Source organism: Siminovitchia thermophila, assembly GCF_016909185.1.
Classification (GTDB): Bacteria; Bacillota; Bacilli; order Bacillales; family Bacillaceae_C; genus Siminovitchia; species Siminovitchia thermophila.
In genome coordinates, this window is record NZ_JAFBFH010000038.1 from 22,563 (window position 1) to 45,314 (window position 22,752).

A 22,752-nucleotide genomic window follows, 5' to 3' on the forward strand; every position below is an offset into this window, starting at 1 on the left:
CAGAAATACACGTTAGCTGCCACCCCATCGTAAGAAATGTACAGAAATACACGTTAGCTGCTACCCCATCGTAAGAAATGTACGAAACTACACGTTAACTGCCACTCCGTCGTAAGAAATGTACAGAAATACACGTTAGCTGCCATGCGTCCAACCTTCATTTCCATCGTAAGAGACAAGGGCACCGGGCGCCTTACATCCGCCGCGCGTTTTTGACTTGGGTAGGTACCGTAATGGCATATACGGTTTTTTTCAGTCCAACAGCAAGGGATAACTTGATTGGCGCAATAAAAATTTGAATCGAAAATGCATAAAAAAGAGCAAGCGGCTGATGAAGCCGGATCCTTGCTCTTTTCATATATTATTAAACAGCAGTTTTATTAGTTTGCAAGCTCATAGCCGGACCGAAAAATTCATAGCGGATATTGTCTTCGGTGATGCCGAGGTCTGTTAGCATTTGAACGACATTTTTTAAGAACGGAACCGGCCCACATACATAACAAATCGTATCTTTTGTAATATGTTCCTTCAAAAATTCTTTTGTTATATAGCCGCTAAAATGATGTCCTCCAGTTTGATCAAATGGGTGTTCATAGCCGTATAAGAAGCGCCCATGTTCCAGTTTGTCAACCATATTTTTTACCTCGTCACGGAAAGCGTGGACACCTTCGTGTCTTGCTGAATGAATAAATGTAACATCCCGATTTTCATTACTTTTTGTCAAAGTTTCCAGCATGCTCATCAGAGGCGTAAGTCCTACTCCCCCACTGATAAAAGCAACTGGTGCCGTTTCTTCCATATTGAATGTAAAATCACCTGCCGGAGCGCTTGCTTCAATCACGTTGCCAACATTGATTTTTTCATGCAAATAATTGGATACTTTCCCAAATGGTTCCTGGTCAGCTTCCTTTTTAACCGAAATGCGATAATAATCATTTCCCGGAGCGCATGACAAGCTGTATTGGCGATTTAGCGCATATTTTTCGCCGGGGATCTGAAGCCTAACGGTAATGTATTGGCCGGGTTCGAAAGAAGGGAGTGCTGTTCCGTCTTTTGCTTTCAAGTAGAAGGAAGTAATTACATCACTTTCTTTCACTTTATCAATTACTTCAAGCTCCTTAAATCCTTCCCATCCCCCTGGCTGTTCCGCTGATGTTTTGTACATGTCCGCTTCAATGCCAATGAATGCTTGGGCGATCACCCCGTAAGCTTCTGACCAGGCATCGATGATTTCATCAGTTGCTGCATCCCCAAGCACTTCCTTGATCGCACCGAGTAAGTATTTTCCAACAATTGGATAATGTTCTGGTTTTACCCCGAGACCTCGGTGCTTATGGGCTACTTGTACAACTTCGGGAAGGACGTTTTCCAATTGGTCGATATTTTTGGCCGCAGCATATACCATGTTCGCCAATGCGGTTTGCTGCCTTCCTTGAGATTGATTTGCATGATTGAAAATATTCAATAATTCAGGATGATTTTTGAACATATTTTTGTAAAATACTGAAGTAATGGTAACACCATGTACCTCTAACACAGGAGCAGTTGATTTGACCACATCAATCGTTTTTTGGGAAAGTGCCATTTTTCATTCTCCTTTTTTAAAAAGATGTATTTTAAATGTATCTTTAAGTATACAATAAAACATAGCTGACAACTACACAATCCCTTTTTTCGATGTGTAAAAAAGCTGCCATAATACAGACTTATTTTAGTCACATAACATGTATTTTGAATCCATGTTTTGTAATCAAGCTTATTTTTTATAAAAATGATAAAATTAAAATGGGTGATCATGATGAGACTGACAAATTATACGGACTACTCATTGCGAGTTTTAATATATTTGGCTTCCAAAAAACAAGACGAGCTGTCCAATATTACGGAGATTGCGGAAGCGTATGGCATTTCTAGAAACCACTTGATGAAAGTCATTCATGAGCTTGGAAAAATGGGGGTTATTCAAACAATCCGCGGGCGTAACGGCGGCATAAAACTGGCACTACCTCCTGAAGAAGTCAATATTGGGAAGATTGTCAGACAGACCGAAGATGACTTTAATCTCGTGGAATGTTTTGGAGATGGCCCTTCGAATTGTGTTATTTCTCCGGTATGTGGTTTAAAACATGTATTGAATCGTGCCCTCTCCTCCTATTTGGCTGTTTTGGATGAATATACTTTGGCAGATATTATTCGAAATCCATATGATTACCGGGAACTCCTTGGAATCAAATAACGGATGAATTGGTTTGTCCTGCCAATATTGGTATGATAAAAATACATTTTTATCACAAAGGAGAATGTTGTATGAGTCATTTTCAGGAACAGCTGGAAAAATACGCTGAACTGGCAGTCAAAGTAGGAGTTAATATTCAAACAGGACAGACGCTTTTTATTAACACTGCTTTGAACAGCGTTGAATTTATCCGGCTAATCGTCAAAAAAGCATATGAGGCCGGGGCAAAGAATGTCATCGTCAACTGGAATGATGACATCGTTTCCCGTTTAAAATATGATCTGGCTCCAGACGAAGTTTTTCATGAGTTTCCAAAGTGGCGGGCAAAAGAAATGGAAGAGCTTGCTGAGCAAGGTGCCGCTTTTATGTCGGTGGTCTCTTCCAGTCCCGACTTGCTGAAAGGCGTAGATCCGCAGCGCATTGCCAACTTTCAAAAAGCGGCGGGAACTGCTTTGCACAAATACCGCCAATATATCCAATCAGATAAAATAAGCTGGACCGTCATTGCCGCCCCTTCCGCGGATTGGGCCAAAAAAGTATTTCCGGATGCTCCTGCTGATGAACAAATTGATAAACTGTGGGAAGCAATCTTTCAAGCAACGAGAGCAGATCAGGAAGATCCGATTGCTGCGTGGAAAAAGCATGATCAATCGCTCCATGAAAAAGTGGATTATTTAAATAAAAAGCGCTATAAACAGCTTCACTATAAAGCACCGGGGACAGACTTGACGATTGAACTCCCCGAAGGCCATCTCTGGGTCGGAGCAGGCAGCACAAATGAAAAAGGCGATGAATTTATGGCCAACATGCCAACAGAGGAAGTATTTACAGTGCCTCACAAGTTGGGGGTTAACGGTGTTGTAACGAATACGAAGCCGCTCAGCTATGGCGGAAACATTATTGACGGTTTTACCCTTACCTTTGAAAAAGGAAGAATTGTCGATGTCAAAGCGAAGGAAGGCGAAGAAATACTAAAAGGACTGATCGAAACAGACGAAGGCTCCCATTATTTAGGCGAAGTGGCGCTCGTACCGTTCAGCTCCCCCATTTCCCAGTCAAACATCTTATTTTACAACACCCTGTTTGACGAAAATGCCTCGAACCATATTGCCATCGGAAGCGCTTATGCTTTTTGTCTTGAAGGAGGAAAAAACATGAGCCAGGCAGAACTGGAAGCAAAAGGGCTTAATACGAGCATAACCCATGTTGATTTCATGATCGGTTCAGACCAAATGGACATTGACGGCATTACAGAGAGCGGAAAGCGTGAACCTGTCTTCCGCAACGGAGAATGGGCATTTTAAACACCCTATTAGACCTGCCATGACCACCCGCGGATACCCTTATCAGTTATCCGCGGGTATTTTTCTCTTATACGCGGGTATTTCTCCTTATACGCGAGTATTTTCCTCTATACGCGGGTATTTTCCTCTATACGCGGGTATTTTCCTTTATACGCGGGTTTTTTTCTCTATACGCGGGTATTTTTCTTTATACGCGGGTATTTTCCTCTATACGCGGGTATTTTCCTCTATACGCGGGTATTTTCCTCTATACGCGGGTATTTTCCTCTATACGCGGGTATTTTTCCTCTATACGCGGGTATTTTCCTCTATACGCGGGTAGTATTTTTCTCTATACGCGGGTATTTTTCTCTATACGCGGGTATTTTTCTTTATACGCGGGTACACCGCGGTTTGTCTGCTGCTTATTTGCCACCCGCCAAACCGCCAATATGGGCTGCAGCGTTGCTTTCCACCATCCACTGGAAAGCAATGCAAATATTACATAAAAAAATCGGGCTGATATGCCCGATTTCCCAATTCTTTCCACGATCTGTTATGTTTCGTCAATTTATTGCTCTTTGGAAACAACTCTACTTTCGCCTCATTAATAATAATCCAGTTCTGTTTCCCAGTTGTAGCCATCATCCCCAGTAGATTCCTCTTGACCATGGAAACGTATATCTCTCATTCCCGGTGCGCCTTCCTCTGTCTTTCCTTTGACTACTAAACGATCATCCCAACGCCTAATGAGCAATGTGCCATCCGGGTTACATCTGATTTTCTTCGTCAGCTTGTCCATCATGACATCTCCCCCTATCCATAAATTGATTCCTAAAATAAAGAGACAAGAGACGTCCATGGCCGATGAAGGTGCAAAGCATATTTAACAATTCCCGTATTTTTATATACTTAAACTTCTTTTTTGAAAAATTTTTACCTAGCCTGAACACAATGATATAATATGATCAGTTTTGACTACTTAGAGGTGATTAGGATGGTTGAGCAACTTGAAAAAAAGATGAGAGAAACAATAACAATTAAGACAAGCCATGTATCACCGCCTGATACGAATCATCACGGCAATTTATTCGGAGGAAAATTAATGTCCCATATTGATGACGTGGCTTCTATCGCAGCTACCAAATTTGCCAGGAAACCCGTCGTAACAGCTTCAACAGATTCAGTTGATTTTTTTAAACCCATCCGAATTGGAGATGCCGTTACGTTGGAAGCAATTGTCACCAGGAGCGGACGGACTTCGATGGAAGTGTTTGTCAAAGTCGTTTCCGAACATTTATTATCTGGAGAAAAATCCATTGCGGCTTTTTCGTTTCTAACATTCGTTGCTTTAGACGAAAATGGAAATCCGTCCCCTGTTCCAAAAGCAGTTCCCGAATCCGAGGAAGAACGCTGGCTTCATGAAACGGCCCAAACTCGGGCGGCCCACCGTAAAAAAAGAAAAAAGGAAAGCAAGGAATTAGCCGAATTCTTCTCAAAGATTGCATTATAATACAGGCGACCTTAAGCCATGCACATGTCAGTTCCTTATGATGTATGATTATCTTTTTGGATTGACGGAGCCCTTCCGGTCTCCTCTTGCGTTTCGCATTATTGGTTTAACCTTACAACTACTAACTGCCAGAGAAACCAATCGCATTTGATAGCGAACTATCCCTTCGTTAGTATTTTGCGACAGACCGATTATCATTGGCTGGTCGGTAGCTCTAGCTCCAGCAACCAGCCTAAAACAGAAGAACAAAAAGAGCCCGAACGTAAAAGGGACCGGGACAGAACCCTGTAAAAATGAATATACCGCGTGAATTCAAGTTTGAAAACCTGGTAAGTACCTCTTGATTTCACGCGGTTTTATTCTAACGATTTTTACGAGTATCAATCAGCTTTTAACTTGTGTCCCAGCCCCAATTCCATTCATCTCATGCCATACACGTCGACAAGCATCTGAAAACCTACGATAAAAACAACATTCTATTTACCTCATGCCGCTGCCATATACACACTGACAAACATCTGAAAACCTATGATCAAAACAACAATTCTACTTATCTTCTCTTTCCACCAGTGCTTATTACAAATTAGTTAAATTTGTATAACAAGCGCCGGGAAGATCTTCCATAAACCGCTACATTTCAATGCTTTTTAATCTGCATAAGCTGTTTTTCTGTAACAAAGCCGTTCTGCCATAATATGTAAGAAGAATTCTTGTACCAAATTGATTATACTTTTATATATGCAAAGCATGGACTTTATAATAAAAAGGCAAGGTGGTACATATGTTTTCAAATCTTGAAATCGGAATCGATCTTGGCACGGCGAACGTACTCGTGCATACAAAAAATAAGGGTATAGTTTTAAATGAACCTTCCGTCGTTGCAGTTAATGCGGATACGAAGCAAGTAATAGCGGTGGGGTCAGAAGCAAAGGATATGATCGGAAAAACACCTGCTAACATCATTGCTGTGCGGCCATTACGTGATGGCGTTATTGCAGACTTTGATATTACAAGTCAAATGCTGAAGCATGTGATGAAAAAAGCCGCAAAGACGGTGGGTGTTGCGATCAGGAAGCCCGATGTCGTCGTTTGTACTCCTTCAGGCGCCACCTCTGTTGAAAGACGGGCCATCCATGATGCGGTCAAATCTTGCGGAGCGAAAAATGTCCATTTGATCGAAGAGCCTGTTGCCGCTGCTATCGGAGCGGATCTTCCAGTTGAAGAACCTGTCGCAAACGTCATTGTCGATATCGGCGGGGGCACCACGGAAGTCGCCATTATTTCGTACGGCGGAGTCGTTAATTGCAACACGGTCCGCATAGGCGGAGACCTCTTGAATGAAAATATTATCCAGCATGTGCGGAAAGGATATAATTTACTGATTGGTGAAAGAACAGCGGAAAATATTAAAATAGAAATTGGTTACGCCTTGATTGAACATCCAGAACAAACAATGGCCGTTCGCGGTCGCGACCTCGTTACAGGTTTGCCAAAAACCATTACGCTTAGGTCAACCGAAATTCAGGAAGCCATAAAAGAATCATTGCTTCATATTTTAGAAGCAATCCGGGCCACACTGGAAAATTGTCCGGCGGAATTGAGCGGTGACATTGTTGACCATGGGGTCGTTTTATCCGGTGGCGGAGCCCTGTTAAACGGCATGAAAGAATGGCTTAGTGATGAAATCATCGTTCCCGTCCATATTGCCCCGAATCCGCTCGAATCAGTGGCTGTCGGAACTGGCCGGGCCTTGCGATTTATTAATAAATTGCAAACAACTGGAAAATAAGAGTAACACTACGAAAATAGGAAACAACCATGGACGGAAATCAACTTTCCGTACCATGGTTTCGTTCCATAGTTCCGTAACATGGTTTCTATGCGTTATACAGTCTCCCCTTGAGTGGTTTCTGTTTCTTCTTTCGCGCCTCTCAAATCATATGTCCCTCCGACCAGGCTGTCATACGTATTTTTGCCGGAAAGGTTTTCCAAAAGTTCCTTCACATCGATTCCCGAAGATGCTTTCAGTGTCTCCTGCATCGTGGCCATCAGATTTGTGGCGTACCCACTCACTTTGTTCGCTCCGCCATCACCGCCTGCGCCTGTATCAACAACGGTAATTTTATCAATATTTCCAAGAGGGGCGGCGACTTGTTTGGCATATTCAGGAAGCATTTTCAAAACCATATCGAGAACTGCCGCCTGTCCGTATTGTTCGAAAGCTTCCGCCACTTTGCGTTTTGCTTCCGCTTCGGAAATCCCTTTCAGGCGGATCACTTCGGCTTCGGTCTCCCCTTTCGCTCGCTCGGCATCCGCTTTGGCGATTCCATCTAGCCGAACGCGCTCAGCATCTGCTTTAGCGGTAGCTTCCACCCGATATTTATGGGCATCCGCTTCAGCAATTTGTCTCATTTTTTCGGCCGTCGCTCCTTGCTCAACCGCATAACGATCGGCATCTGCTTTTTTCTTCACTTCAGAATCATACTGACGTTCGCGTCTTAAAATTTCTTTTTCTTCCAATTCTATTTGCTTTTGACGTTCAATAATTTTGATTTGCATTTCTTGTTCGGTTACTTCCTGCTTGGAGCGGGCAGATTCAAGATCATACGCTTGGTCCGCGCTCGCCTTGGCAATCTCTTGCTCGCGCCGAAACTCGGCCATTTTCAATTGATTGATTTTTTCCGCTTCAGCAATCTCCGTCGCCCTTTCAAGCTCCGCTTTCTTTGCTTCTTTTGCCGCTTCCGCCCGCTTAATCCGCGTTTCTTTTTCCGCGTCGGCCGTTGCGATATCCGCGTCCCGTTTTACTTGGGCGATTCGGGGTTTTCCAAGTGAATCCAAGTATCCATTTTTATCGCGAACTTCTTTGATAGTAAATGAGACGATGATCAATCCCATTTTGGCCAAATCTTGTGAAGCTACCCGCTGTACTTCCTGGGAAAATTTGTCGCGGTTTTTATAAATTTCTTCGACTGTCATGGAACCGAGGATGGAGCGGAGATGTCCCTCCAATACTTCTTTCGCTTCATTTTCGCGCTCTTCTTTCGTTTTTCCCAAAAATTGTTCAGCGGCGGTTGCGATCTCGCTTATGGAGCCGCCGATTTTAATGATCGCCGTTCCATCTGCCATGACCGGCACGCCTTGCTCTGTATAAACTTCAGGTGTTGTTACTTCAAGTTTGCTCGATAAAAGGCTTAATGGTTGGGCCTGTTGAAAAACAGGAAGGATAAAAGCTCCTCCGCCACGAATGATTTTAATTTTATTACCCGCATCATCGACGTGAACATTTTTCCCTCCCAAATAGCTTCCTGTTACAATTAAAGCTTCATCCGGACCCGCCGTACGGTATTTCGTGATGATGATAGCAAGCAAGGCAACCAGTATGAAAATAACAATGCCGACAACAATCCAAACGCCAACTCCCATTACTTTATTCCCCCTTTATGTAAAATTTTTCTTGTAAGGAACAACATATAAAACACCATTCTTTACTTCAACGACAAGCACTTCAGTTCCTTCTGGAATTGCAGCAGCTTCCTCAAAGCTGGCTGAAGGCTTGGAAATACTTCCGCTGTAACTGTCGATAATGACTTCCCCGTATCCTTCTTTCGGTATAGGAATGATTGTTTTCCCGATTCTTCCCTCTAATGATTGTTCCGTATAACTTAACGATTGTTCAGCAGAAGATAGTGGAATCAGTACAAATACGTTAAGAAGGGTATCCAAAAGCAGAGCGGCAAAAGCGGCAATTCCCACAATCAGCATGCTGTTTAGAGGCGTGGTCGTTTCGAGAATATATCCTCCGGCTGAGAAAAAAGTGATAAAAGCAAAGATGAGAACAGGGTGGAGAAAAGGGGAAACTTCGCCAATTCCTTCCAGCACATCTCCAAATAATAAATATAAAATGCTTAGACTTCCTGAAACGATTAATAATATTAAATAAACCGTCTCGATCGGCATACCAAAAAGAGTCATCGACACTCATTCCTTTTATCATATTTTATTTTTTTGAACATCCCACCTTTTCTATCATTCCGATAATCTATATACGTAATTGATTAGTCATTCGTTTCATTTTTTGCAAAAGTTTTTATTTTTCCTCATGAAAATTTGTGGAGTGACGATTTTCTTTGAAACTCTCGTCTGCACAAGCGGACGAGCAAATAAACGAATGGCGTATCAAAAATGGCCATTACAAATTTAAAGGAATACTGGGTCAAAATAAGCCCGGCGAGTGCCCCGACAGGCATCGTTCCGTAAAAGGCAATTGTAATAAAAATAGTTGTGTCTACCAGCTGACTCGTCATCGTTGATGCATTGTTCCGAATCCAAAGACCTTTATCCCCGTGCCGTTCTTTCAACTTGTGAAACAATGCCACATCCAAATTTTGGCTGATGAGAAAGGAAACCAAGCTGGCAATCGTAACGCGGAATCCAGAAGTAAAAATGGCTTCAAACTCAGCTTGATTTTGATAAAAAGGTGCCGCGGGCAGCTTGATCGCGACATATATAAAAATAACCGCCAATATTTGCGTAATAAGACCCGCCATCACTGTTTGCTTTGCAGCTTCCTTTCCATATACTTCCGTAATCGTATCGGTAATCGGATAAGTAAAGATATAAATGATCACAGCGGCCGGCAGGACGACCCAATTTCCAATGCTAATCAGTTTTACCGCCAATATATTGGACAAAACCAACAGGCCGACAAACGCTCCGTTTAAATAAAAAAGCATTTTAGCGGTTATCCACTTTTTCAGGATACATATCGTGATTCATCAAGCGATATTCGGCCATTTGTTCGTATTTCGTGTCCGGCCTTCCATAATTGCAATAAGGGTCGATCGAAAGCCCGCCCCTTGGCGTAAACTTCCCCCACACCTCAATATATCGAGGATCAAGCAATTGAATCAAATCGTTCATGATAATGTTGACACAGTCCTCATGAAAATCTCCATGATTCCGGAAGCTGAACAGATACAATTTTAACGACTTGCTCTCCACAATTTTTGTATCCGGAATATAACTGATATACAACGTGGCAAAATCCGGCTGGTGTGTCTGAGGGCACAGTGATGTAAATTCCGGACAGTTAAATTTAATAAAATAGTCGCGGTTTACATGCAAATTATCAATCGCCTCCAACACTTCCGGTGAGTAATGAAATAAGTATTTCGTTTCCTTGTTTCCCAAGAGCTTCAAATCTTTTAAACGATCTTCCTGTCTTTCAGTCATAAAAAAAGCCTCCCTAAATAGTTTTTGGGAGGAGGTTCAACTTATGGGCAAAAAATAAAGCCATATCTAACTGATATGGCGATTCTTATTAGCCATAGTTTTTTATAGAGGGTTGACGCTATGAACCTCTCCCAACATATCTTCCAACATCATACAAAATGCAAAACAGAACGTCAAACTTTTTTTTCACCATCATTTTCTGTAAAATGAATTTATATTTCAATCCAATATTGCCTTAGGAGGGAAGATCATCATGTCCTTATTAAATGAAATCCTTAAATACAACCAAACATTTATTGAAGAAAAAATGTACGAAGCTTATGCAACAACAAAATTCCCAGATAAGAAACTTGTTATTTTAACATGCATGGACACGCGCCTCGTTGAATTGCTCCATAAGGCAATGAATATGAAAAACGGTGACGTAAAAGTGGTAAAAAATGCGGGAGCTATTCTCACCCATCCATTTGGAAGTATTATGCGGAGCCTGCTTATTGCCGTTTATGAATTAAAGGCGGATGAAGTTTATGTCATTGGTCATCACGATTGCGGCATGAGCGCTATCGAAAGTGATCAAGTTCTAGAGAAAATGAAACTTCGCGGCATTAAACAGGACACATTGGATATTATCCAAAACGCCGGCATCAACCTGGATGAATGGCTGACAGGGTTTGACAGCGTGGAACAAAGCGTTGAACACAGTGTCAATATGATTCGAAATCACCCATTAATGGCGGGTGAAATTCCGGTTCACGGGCTCGTGATTGATCCCGTTACAGGCAAGCTTGATTTGGTCGTCAATGGTTATGAGAATGTAAAAGCCAATGACCAAACATAATGGATTAATGAAGCGGTTTGCCACTGATTTCCTGCACTGCAAACGGATAATCGTAACAAACCATATAAAGCTCCATTAACTCTTCAACACTCGGCACCTTTGGATGATTGGCCGGACTGCCGCTGTCAATCGCATCCTTCGCCATCTTGGCCAAGGATTGTCTGAAGGTCCCCTCTTCTATTCCCCAACTTTTCAGGTTGGGAATGTCCAGCCGGGCACAAAGCTTTTTCACCGAGGCAATAGCCACTTCAGCCGCCTCTTCATTGGTGAAGGCTTTGTCCCTTTCAAAGATTCTTCCCAAATCTGCGAGCCTGTCAACGCAGGCATCTTTACTGTACTCCAATACGGCCGGGAGAAGCATGGCATTGGAAATGCCGTGCGGAACATGAAACAAGGCCCCAATCGGCCGGGACATGCCATGAACCAAACAAACCGAAGCATTGGAAAAAGCAATCCCAGCCTGCAAAGAACCCAAGGACACCTTTTCACGTGCAGCGATATTGTCCCCTTCGCGATAAGCGCTTTCAATATATTCCACTATCAGTTTCATCGCCGACAACGAATACATATCTGTCATGGGATGCGCTTTTTTTGATAAGTATGCTTCAATGGCGTGACTTAAAGCATCTATTCCTGTAGCGGCTGTCACATTTTTCGGTGATGACACCGTTAAAATAGGATCGACAATGGCACACGCAGGCATAAAAGCCGGCTGTTTTATCATCATTTTGACGTGGTTGGAAGTATTCGTAATCACTGTCGCATCTGTTGCTTCCGAGCCTGTACCGGCTGTCGTTGGAATGGCGATATGGGGCACGGGCGCATTTTTTGCAAGCTTCTTTCCACCCATGTAATCCCCAATATTGCCCCCGTTTGTTGCCAAAACGCCGACCGCTTTCGCTGTATCAATGCAGCTGCCTCCTCCAAGGGAGACAATAACGTCACAATCGTGAGCGATGTACAGTTTGAGCGCCTCGGTCACGTAGCGATCAGTCGGCTCAGAATCGATATCGAGATATAAAACACTGGATATTTCGGAGGATGTCAAATAATGCCGGCATTTTTCCACATTTCCGAGCTTTTCCATGATCCTATCACTTACAATAAGTGCTTTCTTTCCTCTCTCTGCTGTTAGTTCACCCACTTTTTCAAAAGCATGGCTTCCGTAAATAATAACAGGCGGCATGGAAAAGCTTGCGTATGTATACATCTACCTTCCTCCCTGAATTTGAATATATACTGAATATTTTAACCTTTCTCACAAGAAAAGCGCAAGTGGCCGTTTAGCGAAGTACCGGGAACATAGGCAATGACATCAAACGGGTGGGTTAGGCCCATAAGATTTGGAGCATGCCGACGGGGCATTCTTAGTTTGGGAGCCTTTAAACTTCACTGATAAGAAACGAAAACAGAGCTCAAGATCGAAAGCGGTCTGTTGGCAAGGCCCAGCAGCAACGTCCACAAACAGCTTGCGCTTTTTCTCGTACGATGATGATGTTGTTCCTAGCTTTCTTTGACAAGTCGAGTCGCTTGCACTCCTGCACTAGTACGTCAAAACGACTTTGTGATCGACACCCTTGAAAAATATGCTGAAGCTGGGAAACACCAGGCTGTTGTTGTACGAATAAAATCCAGACTTTCCCATTGTAAATAAAGAAAAAGCCGGAGGCTGCTCCTCCGGCTTCTATTTTAATGAAAATCAACATCGATTTTGTTTCTGTTTTGACCGTCATCTTGCATTTTCGGCATTCGAATTTCGAGTACCCCATTTTTATAGGTGGCTTTTGCATTGCCCTCCAACGATACCGGTGACGGCAAAGGGATCGTCCGCTGAAAGCGACCTGTAAAACGCTCCTGCTTGTGCATTCTGTCTTCCTTAATCTCATTGGAGCGTTGGATGATTCCGCTGATCGTCAGCGTGTTCTGATCATTGATATGAATCTGGACATCATCTTTCTTTTCCAGCCCGGGAAGATCACATGTGGCTACCACTTCGTTTTCCGTTTCATACACATCCACTTTCGGTATGCCGAACTCCCTGTCCATCCCAAAGTCCGTCGAAAATAACCGATTTAAATCTCTCCTCATATTGTCCAGTTGGCGAAAAGGGTCAAATGGTACTAAAGACATTTTTCCATCTCCTCCCATGTTAGTTATTCATGGAAAAAGGCAGAGAGCCTTTCAATTCTCTTTTACCCGATGTCAACACAAATGAAACATAAGAAATGATCGTTCAGTTAGTAAAATACATAAAGGCCGTTAAACAGTTCGATTGATTTTTTAATGTTAAAATGATTTACATGAATAGCGATCGGACGCTTTGCTTTGCCTTGTATAAACTTCAATTCCACGTTTCCTACCTGAAGCAAAATGGCCTCTTTCTTGTAAAACTCATCTAAAACAACAGATGGTTCCGGCGATTGCAGCAATTTTCCCCAATGAGCAGCGTACTCTTCAGGTGATGGGACAGCATAATCAATTTTGTTTACGTGTAAATGTTGCTGTTTTTCCGGGATCATTCCCCGCTCAGAAAATTCTTTGAACCTGTCCGAATCATCCTGTTCCCATTGGATGAAGAAGGGATAGCGGACCGTGAAAGATGGAGTTTCCACAAACATCATTTTCCACCGCAACATCGTTCCGTCTTCTCTTATCCGTTCCGCGTTTACTATTTCTCCGGGTGTAAAACCTGAAGCAACGAGCCGTTCACGAAGCGATAGTAAGTTATGCGTTCTAAAACAGATCGTTCCGAATCCTTCCCCTTTCTGTAAATCTTCGTTCATTTGTTGTATTAAAGGATTGCTGGAAGTTCGAGCAATCGCATCATGTTCTATCGCCAAGTATTCCACATATGAAAGCCCGAAGTAGAGCAAACTGTTCCAGCTTCCCCATTGAAGATGCGATCCCCCTTTCACAGCATGAAGACCGTGTTTCTTCCATTCAAAAATGGCCGCTGACGGATCGCGGTCAATAAAATGAACGATATGGTCAAAAACCAATGCAGCCATTGAATCACCATTCCTTTACTTTTTTATCATTGTATCAGAGTTTATAAGGACAGATTGACGACGAGAGAAAGCTTAAAAGAGATACAATTACGAATTGCTGGCTCCTCAAAATCCACAAATCCTTGATGTAGCGCCGTTTTTTGATGCGTCCCTTTCCCAATCTTGTACCGCCACCTGCTATCTATACCGGAACAATGTGCTTAGGCTCTGTATCATATCTCAAAACGGACTCATTACCGCAGGCCAGAGTATATTCGCAACCAAATAGGCCATTATACATAATCTCCTTAAATAGGCTTGATCATTTTATAGCAACCTCGCTGGCAATAAGCCTACCGTACACAATTTTTGAAATGGCCTATATATCCTCTTCAGTAATATCATTGGATTGTTAAGGGTATCGTTTCTGATTGATGATCCCATTTTATGGTTGCTTTAATATCCGAATTCTTGCTTACGTCAGTACACCCACTATACGGTAACGTAAAAACGCCATTTTTCTCTAATGGAACTGTTCCTGTTGAACGATAAATAGAGTACTCCAACACCTCTGGAATAGATCCGTTCCCAACATATTTAATGTATCCACTGCTTACTCGACAGCCATTTTTTTCATTCACTTCATAGTGTATACTCCAATTGTCACTTGCCCCCACAAAAGTAAGTGGTTTCTGTTTATAAGCAAACAAAAATATGTAAGCAAATAAAGTGAAACTTCATTCAGTAGGAGTTTTCTTCTATCTCCTACTGAATGTTAGTTGAACCAATCGGGCATTTAGGTGCCGTTTTCTCTTGTATTCACTTAAGATTTTGAAGTGGGAGGCTTACGGCACCTTACATGCGGGATAAAGTGAAACTTCATTCAGTAGGTGTTTTCTTCCATCTCCTACTGAATGTTAGTTGAACCAATCGGGCATTTAGGTGCCGTTTTCTCTTGTATTCACTCAAGATTTTGAAGTGGGAGGCTTACGGCACCTTACATGCGGGATAAAACGGAAACAACGAGAAAAATGATCAAAAATGTAACCTTGATTTTCATTTACAACATCCTTTTTTATTCGCGAAATAATTTGACTAATCCCTTAAGATTTATATTGCATTAATAGTACGATTATTTCCAATAATTAGTTTACAAGAATGTTTTTAAAGAAAGGAGTAGACAAAAATTATAGATAGTTGTCGATAAGTTACCCCTTTAAGTGATTCAACCAAAAGGAGTGTGATTCATTATGAAATTCCGCTGAATATAATCATCTTCTCATACATTTCTTAAACAATGGCCCGTTTGTTGGGTAATGCCGCCCTCTTCATTTTATCTAGTCTCTTTTTTCTTCGAGAAAACCACGCAAAGAATCTCCTGCTTTTTTCTCTCCGGCAGCCACGCTCGTTCCCTGACTTCCAACAACAATTTTTTGTTTCCAATCATTTTCTTTCAATGATGGTGCGAGCTTCAAATCATGTTGCTTTAGGTTGCTTTCAATCAGGGTTTCGTTGCTCTGGCATTTGTTGAAGCTGAAGAGCATGTTGTTTTTGCCTGCTCTTTCTGCCGGTTGTCACCACATTTTTATCAAAGTCTTAACGTCATTACTTTGTTTAGGGGCATGACTGGGATCCGTTATGGCATCATGAACCAGTGTCCCTTTTGCTCCGCTCTTCCGATCATCTTTGCGGCAAATTCAAGCTTCATGATCATTACAGTTGTCCATTTCACAGCGTGACTCCATATGATGTTTGCTTCCATTATCGGGCAAAGTTATAATAGGAGTAACATACGTCTTAGAGAAAATCACAATCTATAATAATGAATTTGGAGATGGAACAATGGGATTTGTTCAAATAACAAAAAGGAATATCGAATCCGAACATATATGCTGCGCATTAGGGGCAAAACAGTACGAACACGCAGTAAGTGAGAAAAAGAAGTGGCTGACAGAACGAATGGAAGAAGGATTAGTTTTTTACCGTTTAGATGAGCGTGCAAAAGTATTTATAGAATACTTGCCTGCTGAAATGGCATGGGTTCCTATTGGTGCACCAAATTATATGTATATCAACTGCTTGTGGGTTTCAGGCCGCCATAAAAATAACGGATATGCCAAGCAATTGCTAGCACATTGCAAAGAAGATGCGATTAATCGTGGCATGGATGGGATTGTGCACATTGTGGGAAAGAAAAAATATCCATATTTAAGCGATAAACGTTTCTTTGAACATATGGGTTTTGAGTTGGCGGACCAAACAGAACCTTATTTCCAGTTAGTGGCATTGAGATGGAATGAACAAGCTGTTTTACCTTCTTTTAAAAAACAACTAAAGACTTTCTTCGATGACGAAGGCATATCCATTTATTACACCGCTCAGTGTCCATTTGCTGTTGGCATATTGGACGAGCTGGGAAAAATAGCAGAAAACAAAGGAATCCCTTTTAAAACTGTTAGGATAACCACTAAAGAGGAAGCACAAAATGCACCGACAATCTGGACAACATTTGGTTTGTTCTATAATGGAAAATACATTACACACGAAATCATCAGTCCAAACAAATTTGACAAATTATTAACAAAACTATTAGCAGCCGGCTAGTCCATAACCGACCAATAGAAGATTTGAAGATCATATTATATAAAAAAACCGCCTGCAATATTATACCGCAGGCGGTTTTTGATCAGCCACTTTTTTGTTGATCAGAAGGTAGCTCATCTATTTTTTTGGAATCTTCCGAATCTAGCGCACCGCCAAGGAAGTATATTAAAAATACGGCGATAACACCAAGAAGGATAGACAAGCCAATGAGTACGCCCAGTTGCATAAACATCTCCTCCACCCATACATTGTCCGCTTTTCATCTGCGCACAACTGAAAAGCAAGGATGTACATCCTTTTCCGTTTGTCTATTTTATAGTATATATCATTTTGGACTTTTCAACAAAGATAATGTGTATTATAATAGAAAAGGTCATTTATGAATAACAACTTGGCTCCGTAGCTCAGAGGATAGAGCGTCGGTTTCCTAAACCGTGCGTCGCAGGTTCGATTCCTGCCGGGGCCGCTAAATAGCGTCATATCAAGGTTTATAAGCCGGTGAGGCATCCGTAAGGCTAGACGGAGGCACACGGTTTACACGTCGATTAGAAGGCGAACAAAGACGCCTCTTTCGTTATCTCTTATTACGAGATTAAACGGAAGGGGCGTTTTTTGTTGTCTGAAAAAGGACGTAAAGGCAAACGTATTGTTAGCCGCAGGACTGATCCGAAGAAGCCGGCCGAATATGGTATGACAATCGAGCAGGCTTTCGATTACTTCGTCACGTTAAAGAAAACGGAAGGACTACGACCTCGTACAATGGAAGATTATCCGGTATTGTTCGAATACTTTACTGAATGGCTGGCCGAGGCTTACCCCGATGTAACTTATATAGACGACATAACAACCGGGATGATTCGGGAGTATTCCGTTTATCTAAGTGAAGAACGCTTCAACGATAAAACGGGCGGTTACGGCCTATCACCTTATACGGTTAATATTCGAATACGTTTCTTAAAAGTATTCTTTCGAGCGCTATTCACGGAGGAATTGATCGACAAAGATCCGGCAGCAAACGTTAAGTTGATGCGCGTCGACGAGGATACGTTCGAGCCATTGACCGATAAAGAGATATTAAAACTATTAGACGCACCCGACGTTCGGGAATACGCGCAATTTCGAGATAAGGTCGCTATGAGTTTGATTTTGGATACCGGTATGAGAGTAAACGAGGTATTTTCCTTAGAGGTTTCCGAGATTGATTTTAAAACACGTTCGATTATGCTTCCGGCATCGAAGAATAAGAACCGAAAGCCGCGGATCATTCCGCTATCGAATACCGTTTTAAAATTACTGCTCGAATTAATCACTGAAAATAAGGTTCATTTTGATAGCGAGTATGTATTTCTATCTAATTTCGGAGAGAGGTATAATTCGAATTCTTTCCGGTCGCGTCTGCGAATTTATAAAGACTTGGCCGGCATAGAAAAGCGAGTAAGCCCGCACGCCTTACGGCATCAGTTTTGCCGCGATTATATTATGAACGGCGGTGACATATTTACGTTACAGCGTATTGTCGGTCATGCCGATATACAGACGACGCGAAAGTATGTACAAATGACGGGCGTAGATATACAAAGTCAACATTCGCTTTATAGTCCGATTGTCCGATTAAGAAACAAACATCGATAAAATAAAAAAGCCCTCCGCAGACTAGACTACGGAAGGCAGCGCGCACACCCGCACCAACGGGTTCGCAATATCATTAAGTTATCGTTAGTATATCTAAAAAAAGACAGATATGCAACGTTTATTTAAGTGCGCGCTGTTTACCGAACATATGTTTCTAGTCTGCGAGGGGCTTCCGGAAGGAGTCCGCTAAGTATGCGCTATTTATCCGATTATCAAACATTCGAAAATAAGCAGCAGTTAAACGACGCGATAGCCGAGCATTTAAGCCGCCATACATACGAATTGAACGATACGGCTCGCGATGTCCTTATGATGCTTGCGCGTTACAGCGTCAAGTATCCGGGCGTGGCTCACTTAAAAACGGCTACAATCGCGGCAGCCATAGGCAAGACTGGCCGTACTATTCGGCGTGCAATTGCGAAGCTGATCGAGTTTAATATCATCGAAAAAGTAACGGTCATGCGCGTAGTTTCCGGCGGCTATGGTGCGAACATTTACCGCATATTGCCTTATGTTGTCCAGTCGGAGTTGTCCACTCGGTCTAGCGACGTAACGCCTACGGAAACAAGCGTTGAGCCGTCCGAAAATGAGAACGAACCTATTACTTATTTAAAACTAAATAATAATCTTACAGATACGTATTCGGACGAGCCTAAGCCGTTCTACGTCCGTTTTAAAGCGTTCATAAGCCAAACCATTGGCGAAGGCAATCAACGCCTAATAAGTCGCTTGTATGGCGTTTACAAGGCTCACAGCACGCCTTTATTGCGCGGTAATGCATTCGATAAGGTAGACGTAGAACAGGTCGGCTATAGTGCGTTACATGTCGCTGTCATGGCGTCAAAGACGAAGAATATCCGCAATTTGCCGGGCTATTTTAATGGCGTACTTGATCGGATGCTAGATAAGCTATACTTCGAAGAAATGGACGAGCTAGGCGGACTGCATATGCCGTGGTAGTTACTCAAGTACCGACCTAAGTAGCGTTACTTCAGTAATTGGCGGATTAAGCACGCCCTTATGCGGTTTATTAAATGTGTTTAGTATGTAAAAAAGACGGACCAGCCGAAGCCAGCCCTTAATGCGAAGGTAATTTATCGGTGATAGGCAAAAGGGGATATACCCAGCGCACCAGCGTTTTATTATTTCCGTTTAGCCATATCCTTACCAAACTCACTTTGTCCGCTCGTCGGCGTAGCCATTTCGAATTTACCTAACTCGCCTTTTGCTGCGCTTAGTTGCTCGTCCTCATGTATAAAATAAGGACTTCCTATGCCCGATAATACGTGTTCTCGGAGCGGGCGCACCGAATGTTTTACCGGCTTTGTCTGCGCTTCAATTTCGTTAGCTTTCCGTATTGCTTCCGCTTTTTCTTTCTGTAATCTCGACATTTCACCGGTAATAGCTTCGTCATTATGAACGCCCGTGGGCCGGGCCATATCGAATAGCTTACGGTCGAGTTCTTGCGCTTGCCCGCGCAGTCGCTCTGATTCACGCTTTAACGAAAGTTCGAGCGGACTTATCGCTTCGTTGACTTCGTTCTGCAATTTAGAACATTCGGAAACTAAAGAGTGGTGATCCGCCACTAGCTTTAAATATGTTCGCTTTGTTTCTTCGATTTTCTTTCGAAGTTCTTCGTCCTCTTTCTGTTTCTTCTCGAATGTCTGCTCGGCTTCCTTTCGTATCTTTTCCGCGAACGGCAAACACTCCTGCGGATCATGCTCGATTTTAGCTTTCCGTTGGTACTCCGTGATTTCTAGCTTACGTTTGGTACTCGCGATTTCCTTGTCCACTCTCTCGAGTTTCTTTTCGTCGCCGTCGGCAAGCGCGCCTAGTCTGTCGTTATCCAACTCCGCTAATTTGTCTTTTAGTTCCGTCTCTTGCTTCGTCATTTCTTCGTAAGATTTCTTTTTCGTCTGCTGCCAATCGTAAAATTCCCGAAGTGATTTTAACATTAATTATCGTCCTCCATCGCTTGTAATCTCGTCTGAATAGCCATGATGTCCGCAAGTTTGCGGTTGTCTTTGCGTGGAATCGTGAAGTTATAGCCCGTTTCCCTTTTATATTCCGCCTGCGCCTCGGTTTGGTGTACATCGTCTGTCAATTCTTTTAGCGCCGCCTGTAATTCCGCCTTCGTCATATAGTCCAGCGGATTAACGGGCTTGTTTGCTTCGTAATCGCCCTCGCTGATTTCCGTCGATATCTGCGTTAAACGAGAACTAGCCGCCTTGTACTCGCTGTCTGTTACGTCGCGAAATGGGCGTGGTGTATTATCATATCGTCTAATTATCGCCATTGTATCGAGTTTTTCACGCTCTAGTTGCGCCCGCTTTACCTCCCATTGTTCTTTTTCCTGTGCTTTTCTTTGCTCCGCTTTTTGTACGAGTTCTTGATATGCCATATTTTTTAGCCTCTTTTCTTTTAATTAATTCGATAAAGTGACATCACGTCAAACTTGCCGTCTTTTAGCTTTACCTTACTTTTCTTCGCCTGCTTCGTGGTTTCCTTTTCGGCTGACTTAGTTGTTTCATTAATTATCCTCGCTTTCAAATTTCTAGCTCGCGCTCGCACCGCAGTAAAGTCCAGTTTGCCTACGTTTAGATTAGCGCCTTTTAAGTCGGCCAGTTCTTCAATATCGCGCCAGGCATAGCGAATAGCCGTATTATCACGCTCGCCCATTTCCTCGACAATCTCGCGAATCTCCGCGGATACCTCGTTCTCATTCCCGATAAATTGCCAGCTACCGAGATGCTGATTGCCTTTCTTGGCGTCCATCCCGACGAATAAAACGCCATTAGAACTATTGACCGAATAAGCAACGAGGAACACGGTTGGCGCGGTATCTTGCTTATATTGGGCGCCGGTGTAATGCTTGCCGTCCTTCATGACTTCGATACTGGCTGCTGGCTCCGCATGTCCGATCCGCTTTATCGCTTCGTCGTAGCCCTGCCCGATAAAATAAACCTCGCCGGAATCATTGCGGACAATGTAGCGCTCGTTGGCGTCTATTTCGATAATTGCCCGATTGTCCCGGAACATTGGAGCGAGATGGCCATTCCGACTTTCCCTAAATTGGCGAATATGACTTTCGGTTTGATGCGAGATTGACTTTTCCTCATAAACACAAAACATTCGCTCACTCCTTCGAAATTAAAGGCTTGAATAGGCGTACTTGGTTTCTGTCCGCTATACCTTCGACCGCAATAATTCGTCCTTCGTCGTCAACTTCCGTCCGATGAATTGCAGCCCGTTCGATTAACTGCCGAATATGAGGCGGGTATGTTGAGTAAACCCGCCAATGTCCCGCGGCAACATCGTATAGGTAAAGCGTCTCTTGCTCCGGTTTGGAATAATAACTCAACTTACCGCCAACCTTTCCGCTGCCTTATCGCACCATCTACTAAACTCTTCCATTACATATTCAGCGTATCGTTGGGTAAAATCTCGAGTGATTTCTTCGACTGGCTGACCGTTTACAAGCGCGAGATAATGGACAAGTTTCACGAACCGTTCGTCGGTAAATTGGTCGCCTCTCTTCTCGAAGAAGAACGCAATTAACGGCTTGTTTCCTTTGCTCGAGTTATCAGAAGGGCATGATAAGACGAGATTCGAAATGTGATGTCTGCCTCCATCGCTAACCGGTATTACATGGTCGATATGATGAGCGCGCCCGTTTTCGTCCTCTTTTGTTCCGCAGTAGATACACTCTCCGTCGAAAGCCATATAAAGCGCCTGTAACTCTTTGCGTGTTACCTCTAAAGGGATTCCGTCCTCTTGCGCCCTTCTTTTTAACCCCCGAAATGTCCGACTTGCTCGATCATCTAGTGTGTACTTACACTCTCGACAACGGTGAGTACGTCCGCCTTTTACGCGGCTGTCAACCTCAAATAATTCCAGCGGTTTCTCCACATTGCATAAACGGCATGTGCGTTTAGTATTGTCTTTCAATCTTTCAATCTCTCCTTCGCTTTTTTAATTTTTTAGTTGATCGTCGATTTTACGTAAAATATCGTTAATCTCTAGCGTTACATGATGGCCCGCCTTTTTTAGCTCCGCCAATGCTCGGAGATACGATATAAGGGCGTCCAGCCGTGTTTCCCTCATTCTCTCGCTCCTTCCGTTAAAATTTCCGCTTACCCTCCGGCCGCGTACGGGGCATCATCGGGTATTTTAATTTTCCTCTTGACAAATGCTCCGAAAGTGTTAAAATTTAATTAGTATGGGGGCTTCTGAGTAAATTTTTCCATAAACAAATAAAAATCCTCGTCAAGCTCCATTTCGAGGCGCGCTAACTTTGCCCTTACGTAATCGGACACGTCCCGACCACCTTGTTCGATAATACACACGGTACCAACTGAAATACCGAGACGCTTGGCAAACTCCGCCATAGACAGGCCAAGATAATGCCTAATAGCTTTCACCTTGTT

The 22,752-nt window shown here is 42.9% G+C and carries 27 protein-coding genes, 1 tRNA gene and 1 riboswitch; of the genes, 9 read left to right on the plus strand and 19 right to left on the minus strand.

Annotated elements, in window-relative coordinates:
* Positions 1-364: 364 nt before the first annotated feature.
* Complete coding sequence (hmpA, locus tag JOC94_RS19530) at positions 365-1,585, minus strand: NO-inducible flavohemoprotein (RefSeq protein ID WP_077109525.1); 1,221 nt, start codon at positions 1,583-1,585, stop codon at positions 365-367.
* 213 nt (positions 1,586-1,798) lie between these two features.
* Between hmpA and JOC94_RS19535 the strand changes: the two genes are divergently transcribed.
* Together JOC94_RS19535 and JOC94_RS19540 are read left to right on the plus strand one after the other, a co-directional pair.
* The gene (locus tag JOC94_RS19535) at positions 1,799-2,236 is read left to right on the plus strand and encodes an Rrf2 family transcriptional regulator (protein ID WP_077109524.1); all 438 of its coding nucleotides are present in this window, start codon (positions 1,799-1,801) and stop codon (positions 2,234-2,236) included.
* Positions 2,237-2,307: 71 nt separating this feature from the next.
* Positions 2,308-3,540 (plus strand): aminopeptidase, encoded by a 1,233-nt coding sequence (locus JOC94_RS19540; RefSeq protein WP_077109523.1) that lies wholly within the window; start codon positions 2,308-2,310, stop codon positions 3,538-3,540.
* Between the two features lie 586 nt (positions 3,541-4,126).
* On the opposite strand, the gene JOC94_RS19545 is transcribed toward JOC94_RS19540, so the two are convergent.
* Positions 4,127-4,324 (minus strand): hypothetical protein, encoded by a 198-nt coding sequence (locus JOC94_RS19545; RefSeq protein ID WP_077109521.1) that lies wholly within the window; start codon positions 4,322-4,324, stop codon positions 4,127-4,129.
* Positions 4,325-4,516: 192 nt separating this feature from the next.
* Here JOC94_RS19545 and JOC94_RS19550 point away from each other — a divergent pair, with 192 nt between their 5' ends.
* Both JOC94_RS19550 and mreBH read left to right on the plus strand, forming a co-directional pair.
* Positions 4,517-5,032 (plus strand): acyl-CoA thioesterase, encoded by a 516-nt coding sequence (locus JOC94_RS19550; protein ID WP_077109520.1) that lies wholly within the window; start codon positions 4,517-4,519, stop codon positions 5,030-5,032.
* 781 nt (positions 5,033-5,813) lie between these two features.
* Positions 5,814-6,821: a rod-share determining protein MreBH gene (gene mreBH, locus JOC94_RS19555; RefSeq protein ID WP_077109519.1), complete on the plus strand. Its 1,008-nt coding sequence runs from the start codon at positions 5,814-5,816 to the stop codon at positions 6,819-6,821.
* Between the two features lie 95 nt (positions 6,822-6,916).
* Here mreBH and JOC94_RS19560 read toward each other — a convergent pair whose 3' ends face one another.
* The 4 genes from JOC94_RS19560 to queF all read right to left on the minus strand — a co-directional run bounded on the left by JOC94_RS19560 (position 6,917) and on the right by queF (position 10,264).
* The gene (locus tag JOC94_RS19560; protein ID WP_077109518.1) at positions 6,917-8,455 is read right to left on the minus strand and encodes a flotillin family protein; all 1,539 of its coding nucleotides are present in this window, start codon (positions 8,453-8,455) and stop codon (positions 6,917-6,919) included.
* A gap of 15 nt (positions 8,456-8,470) precedes the next feature.
* Positions 8,471-9,004, minus strand: a complete 534-nt coding sequence (locus tag JOC94_RS19565; protein WP_077109517.1) for an NfeD family protein — start codon at positions 9,002-9,004, stop codon at positions 8,471-8,473.
* Positions 9,005-9,129: 125 nt separating this feature from the next.
* Positions 9,130-9,765 (minus strand): queuosine precursor transporter, encoded by a 636-nt coding sequence (locus tag JOC94_RS19570; protein ID WP_077109516.1) that lies wholly within the window; start codon positions 9,763-9,765, stop codon positions 9,130-9,132.
* Between the two features lies 1 nt (position 9,766).
* The gene (gene queF, locus JOC94_RS19575) at positions 9,767-10,264 is read right to left on the minus strand and encodes a preQ(1) synthase (RefSeq protein ID WP_077109515.1); all 498 of its coding nucleotides are present in this window, start codon (positions 10,262-10,264) and stop codon (positions 9,767-9,769) included.
* An 88-nt stretch (positions 10,265-10,352) separates the two neighbouring features.
* Positions 10,353-10,399: riboswitch (PreQ1 riboswitch) on the minus strand.
* A gap of 118 nt (positions 10,400-10,517) precedes the next feature.
* Here queF and JOC94_RS19580 point away from each other — a divergent pair.
* Positions 10,518-11,102 carry a beta-class carbonic anhydrase gene (locus JOC94_RS19580; protein WP_077109514.1) on the plus strand — a complete coding sequence of 195 codons (585 nt, stop codon included), beginning with the start codon at positions 10,518-10,520 and terminating at the stop codon, positions 11,100-11,102.
* A gap of 4 nt (positions 11,103-11,106) precedes the next feature.
* On the opposite strand, the gene JOC94_RS19585 is transcribed toward JOC94_RS19580, so the two are convergent.
* From JOC94_RS19585 to JOC94_RS19605, 5 genes are all read right to left on the minus strand, one after another.
* Positions 11,107-12,312, minus strand: coding sequence for an iron-containing alcohol dehydrogenase (locus tag JOC94_RS19585; RefSeq protein WP_077109513.1), 1,206 nt, complete (start codon positions 12,310-12,312; stop codon positions 11,107-11,109).
* A gap of 205 nt (positions 12,313-12,517) precedes the next feature.
* Positions 12,518-12,808: a hypothetical protein gene (locus JOC94_RS19590; protein WP_139345525.1), complete on the minus strand. Its 291-nt coding sequence runs from the start codon at positions 12,806-12,808 to the stop codon at positions 12,518-12,520.
* Positions 12,792-13,232, minus strand: coding sequence for an Hsp20/alpha crystallin family protein (locus JOC94_RS19595; protein WP_077109512.1), 441 nt, complete (start codon positions 13,230-13,232; stop codon positions 12,792-12,794). Before JOC94_RS19595 ends, JOC94_RS19590 begins: the two co-directional genes overlap by 17 nt.
* A 107-nt stretch (positions 13,233-13,339) precedes the next feature.
* On the minus strand, positions 13,340-14,110 hold the full coding sequence (locus tag JOC94_RS19600) for a VOC family protein (RefSeq protein WP_077109511.1): 771 nt from the start codon (positions 14,108-14,110) through the stop codon (positions 13,340-13,342).
* Between the two features lie 1,316 nt (positions 14,111-15,426).
* A complete protein-coding gene (locus JOC94_RS19605) occupies positions 15,427-15,633 on the minus strand; it encodes a hypothetical protein (protein WP_077109509.1) in 207 nt (68 codons plus the stop codon).
* A gap of 298 nt (positions 15,634-15,931) precedes the next feature.
* Here JOC94_RS19605 and JOC94_RS19610 point away from each other — a divergent pair, with 298 nt between their 5' ends.
* Positions 15,932-16,693 carry an N-acetyltransferase gene (locus JOC94_RS19610; protein ID WP_077109508.1) on the plus strand — a complete coding sequence of 254 codons (762 nt, stop codon included), beginning with the start codon at positions 15,932-15,934 and terminating at the stop codon, positions 16,691-16,693.
* 82 nt (positions 16,694-16,775) lie between these two features.
* Here JOC94_RS19610 and JOC94_RS19615 read toward each other — a convergent pair whose 3' ends face one another.
* Positions 16,776-16,919 carry a hypothetical protein gene (locus tag JOC94_RS19615; RefSeq protein ID WP_171973774.1) on the minus strand — a complete coding sequence of 48 codons (144 nt, stop codon included), beginning with the start codon at positions 16,917-16,919 and terminating at the stop codon, positions 16,776-16,778.
* Between the two features lie 167 nt (positions 16,920-17,086).
* Here JOC94_RS19615 and JOC94_RS19620 point away from each other — a divergent pair.
* The 3 genes from JOC94_RS19620 (at position 17,087) to JOC94_RS19630 (ending at position 19,285) form a co-directional block, all read left to right on the plus strand.
* Positions 17,087-17,159, plus strand: a tRNA-Arg gene (locus JOC94_RS19620).
* Between the two features lie 146 nt (positions 17,160-17,305).
* Positions 17,306-18,325, plus strand: coding sequence for a tyrosine-type recombinase/integrase (locus JOC94_RS19625; RefSeq protein ID WP_205180112.1), 1,020 nt, complete (start codon positions 17,306-17,308; stop codon positions 18,323-18,325).
* A 126-nt stretch (positions 18,326-18,451) separates the two neighbouring features.
* Positions 18,452-19,285: a helix-turn-helix domain-containing protein gene (locus JOC94_RS19630; protein ID WP_328799814.1), complete on the plus strand. Its 834-nt coding sequence runs from the start codon at positions 18,452-18,454 to the stop codon at positions 19,283-19,285.
* 182 nt (positions 19,286-19,467) lie between these two features.
* Here the strand turns inward: JOC94_RS19630 and JOC94_RS19635 are convergent, their stop codons facing one another.
* The 7 genes from JOC94_RS19635 to JOC94_RS19660 form a co-directional block, all read right to left on the minus strand.
* Positions 19,468-20,280 carry a hypothetical protein gene (locus JOC94_RS19635; protein WP_144461151.1) on the minus strand — a complete coding sequence of 271 codons (813 nt, stop codon included), beginning with the start codon at positions 20,278-20,280 and terminating at the stop codon, positions 19,468-19,470.
* Positions 20,280-20,726 (minus strand): hypothetical protein, encoded by a 447-nt coding sequence (locus JOC94_RS19640; protein ID WP_144461150.1) that lies wholly within the window; start codon positions 20,724-20,726, stop codon positions 20,280-20,282. Before JOC94_RS19640 ends, JOC94_RS19635 begins: the two co-directional genes overlap by 1 nt.
* A gap of 20 nt (positions 20,727-20,746) precedes the next feature.
* Positions 20,747-21,457: a hypothetical protein gene (locus JOC94_RS19645; protein WP_144461149.1), complete on the minus strand. Its 711-nt coding sequence runs from the start codon at positions 21,455-21,457 to the stop codon at positions 20,747-20,749.
* Between the two features lie 4 nt (positions 21,458-21,461).
* The gene (locus JOC94_RS19650) at positions 21,462-21,686 is read right to left on the minus strand and encodes a hypothetical protein (RefSeq protein WP_144461148.1); all 225 of its coding nucleotides are present in this window, start codon (positions 21,684-21,686) and stop codon (positions 21,462-21,464) included.
* Positions 21,683-22,273, minus strand: a complete 591-nt coding sequence (locus tag JOC94_RS19655; protein WP_144469100.1) for an HNH endonuclease signature motif containing protein — start codon at positions 22,271-22,273, stop codon at positions 21,683-21,685. The genes JOC94_RS19650 and JOC94_RS19655 overlap by 4 nt, the downstream gene beginning before the upstream one ends.
* 24 nt (positions 22,274-22,297) lie before the next feature.
* Positions 22,298-22,429, minus strand: a complete 132-nt coding sequence (locus tag JOC94_RS23260) for a hypothetical protein (protein ID WP_260842199.1) — start codon at positions 22,427-22,429, stop codon at positions 22,298-22,300.
* A 110-nt stretch (positions 22,430-22,539) separates the two neighbouring features.
* Positions 22,540-22,752, minus strand: a 213-nt coding sequence (locus tag JOC94_RS19660; RefSeq protein ID WP_205180113.1) for a helix-turn-helix transcriptional regulator, incomplete at its 5' end; no start/stop codon positions are given.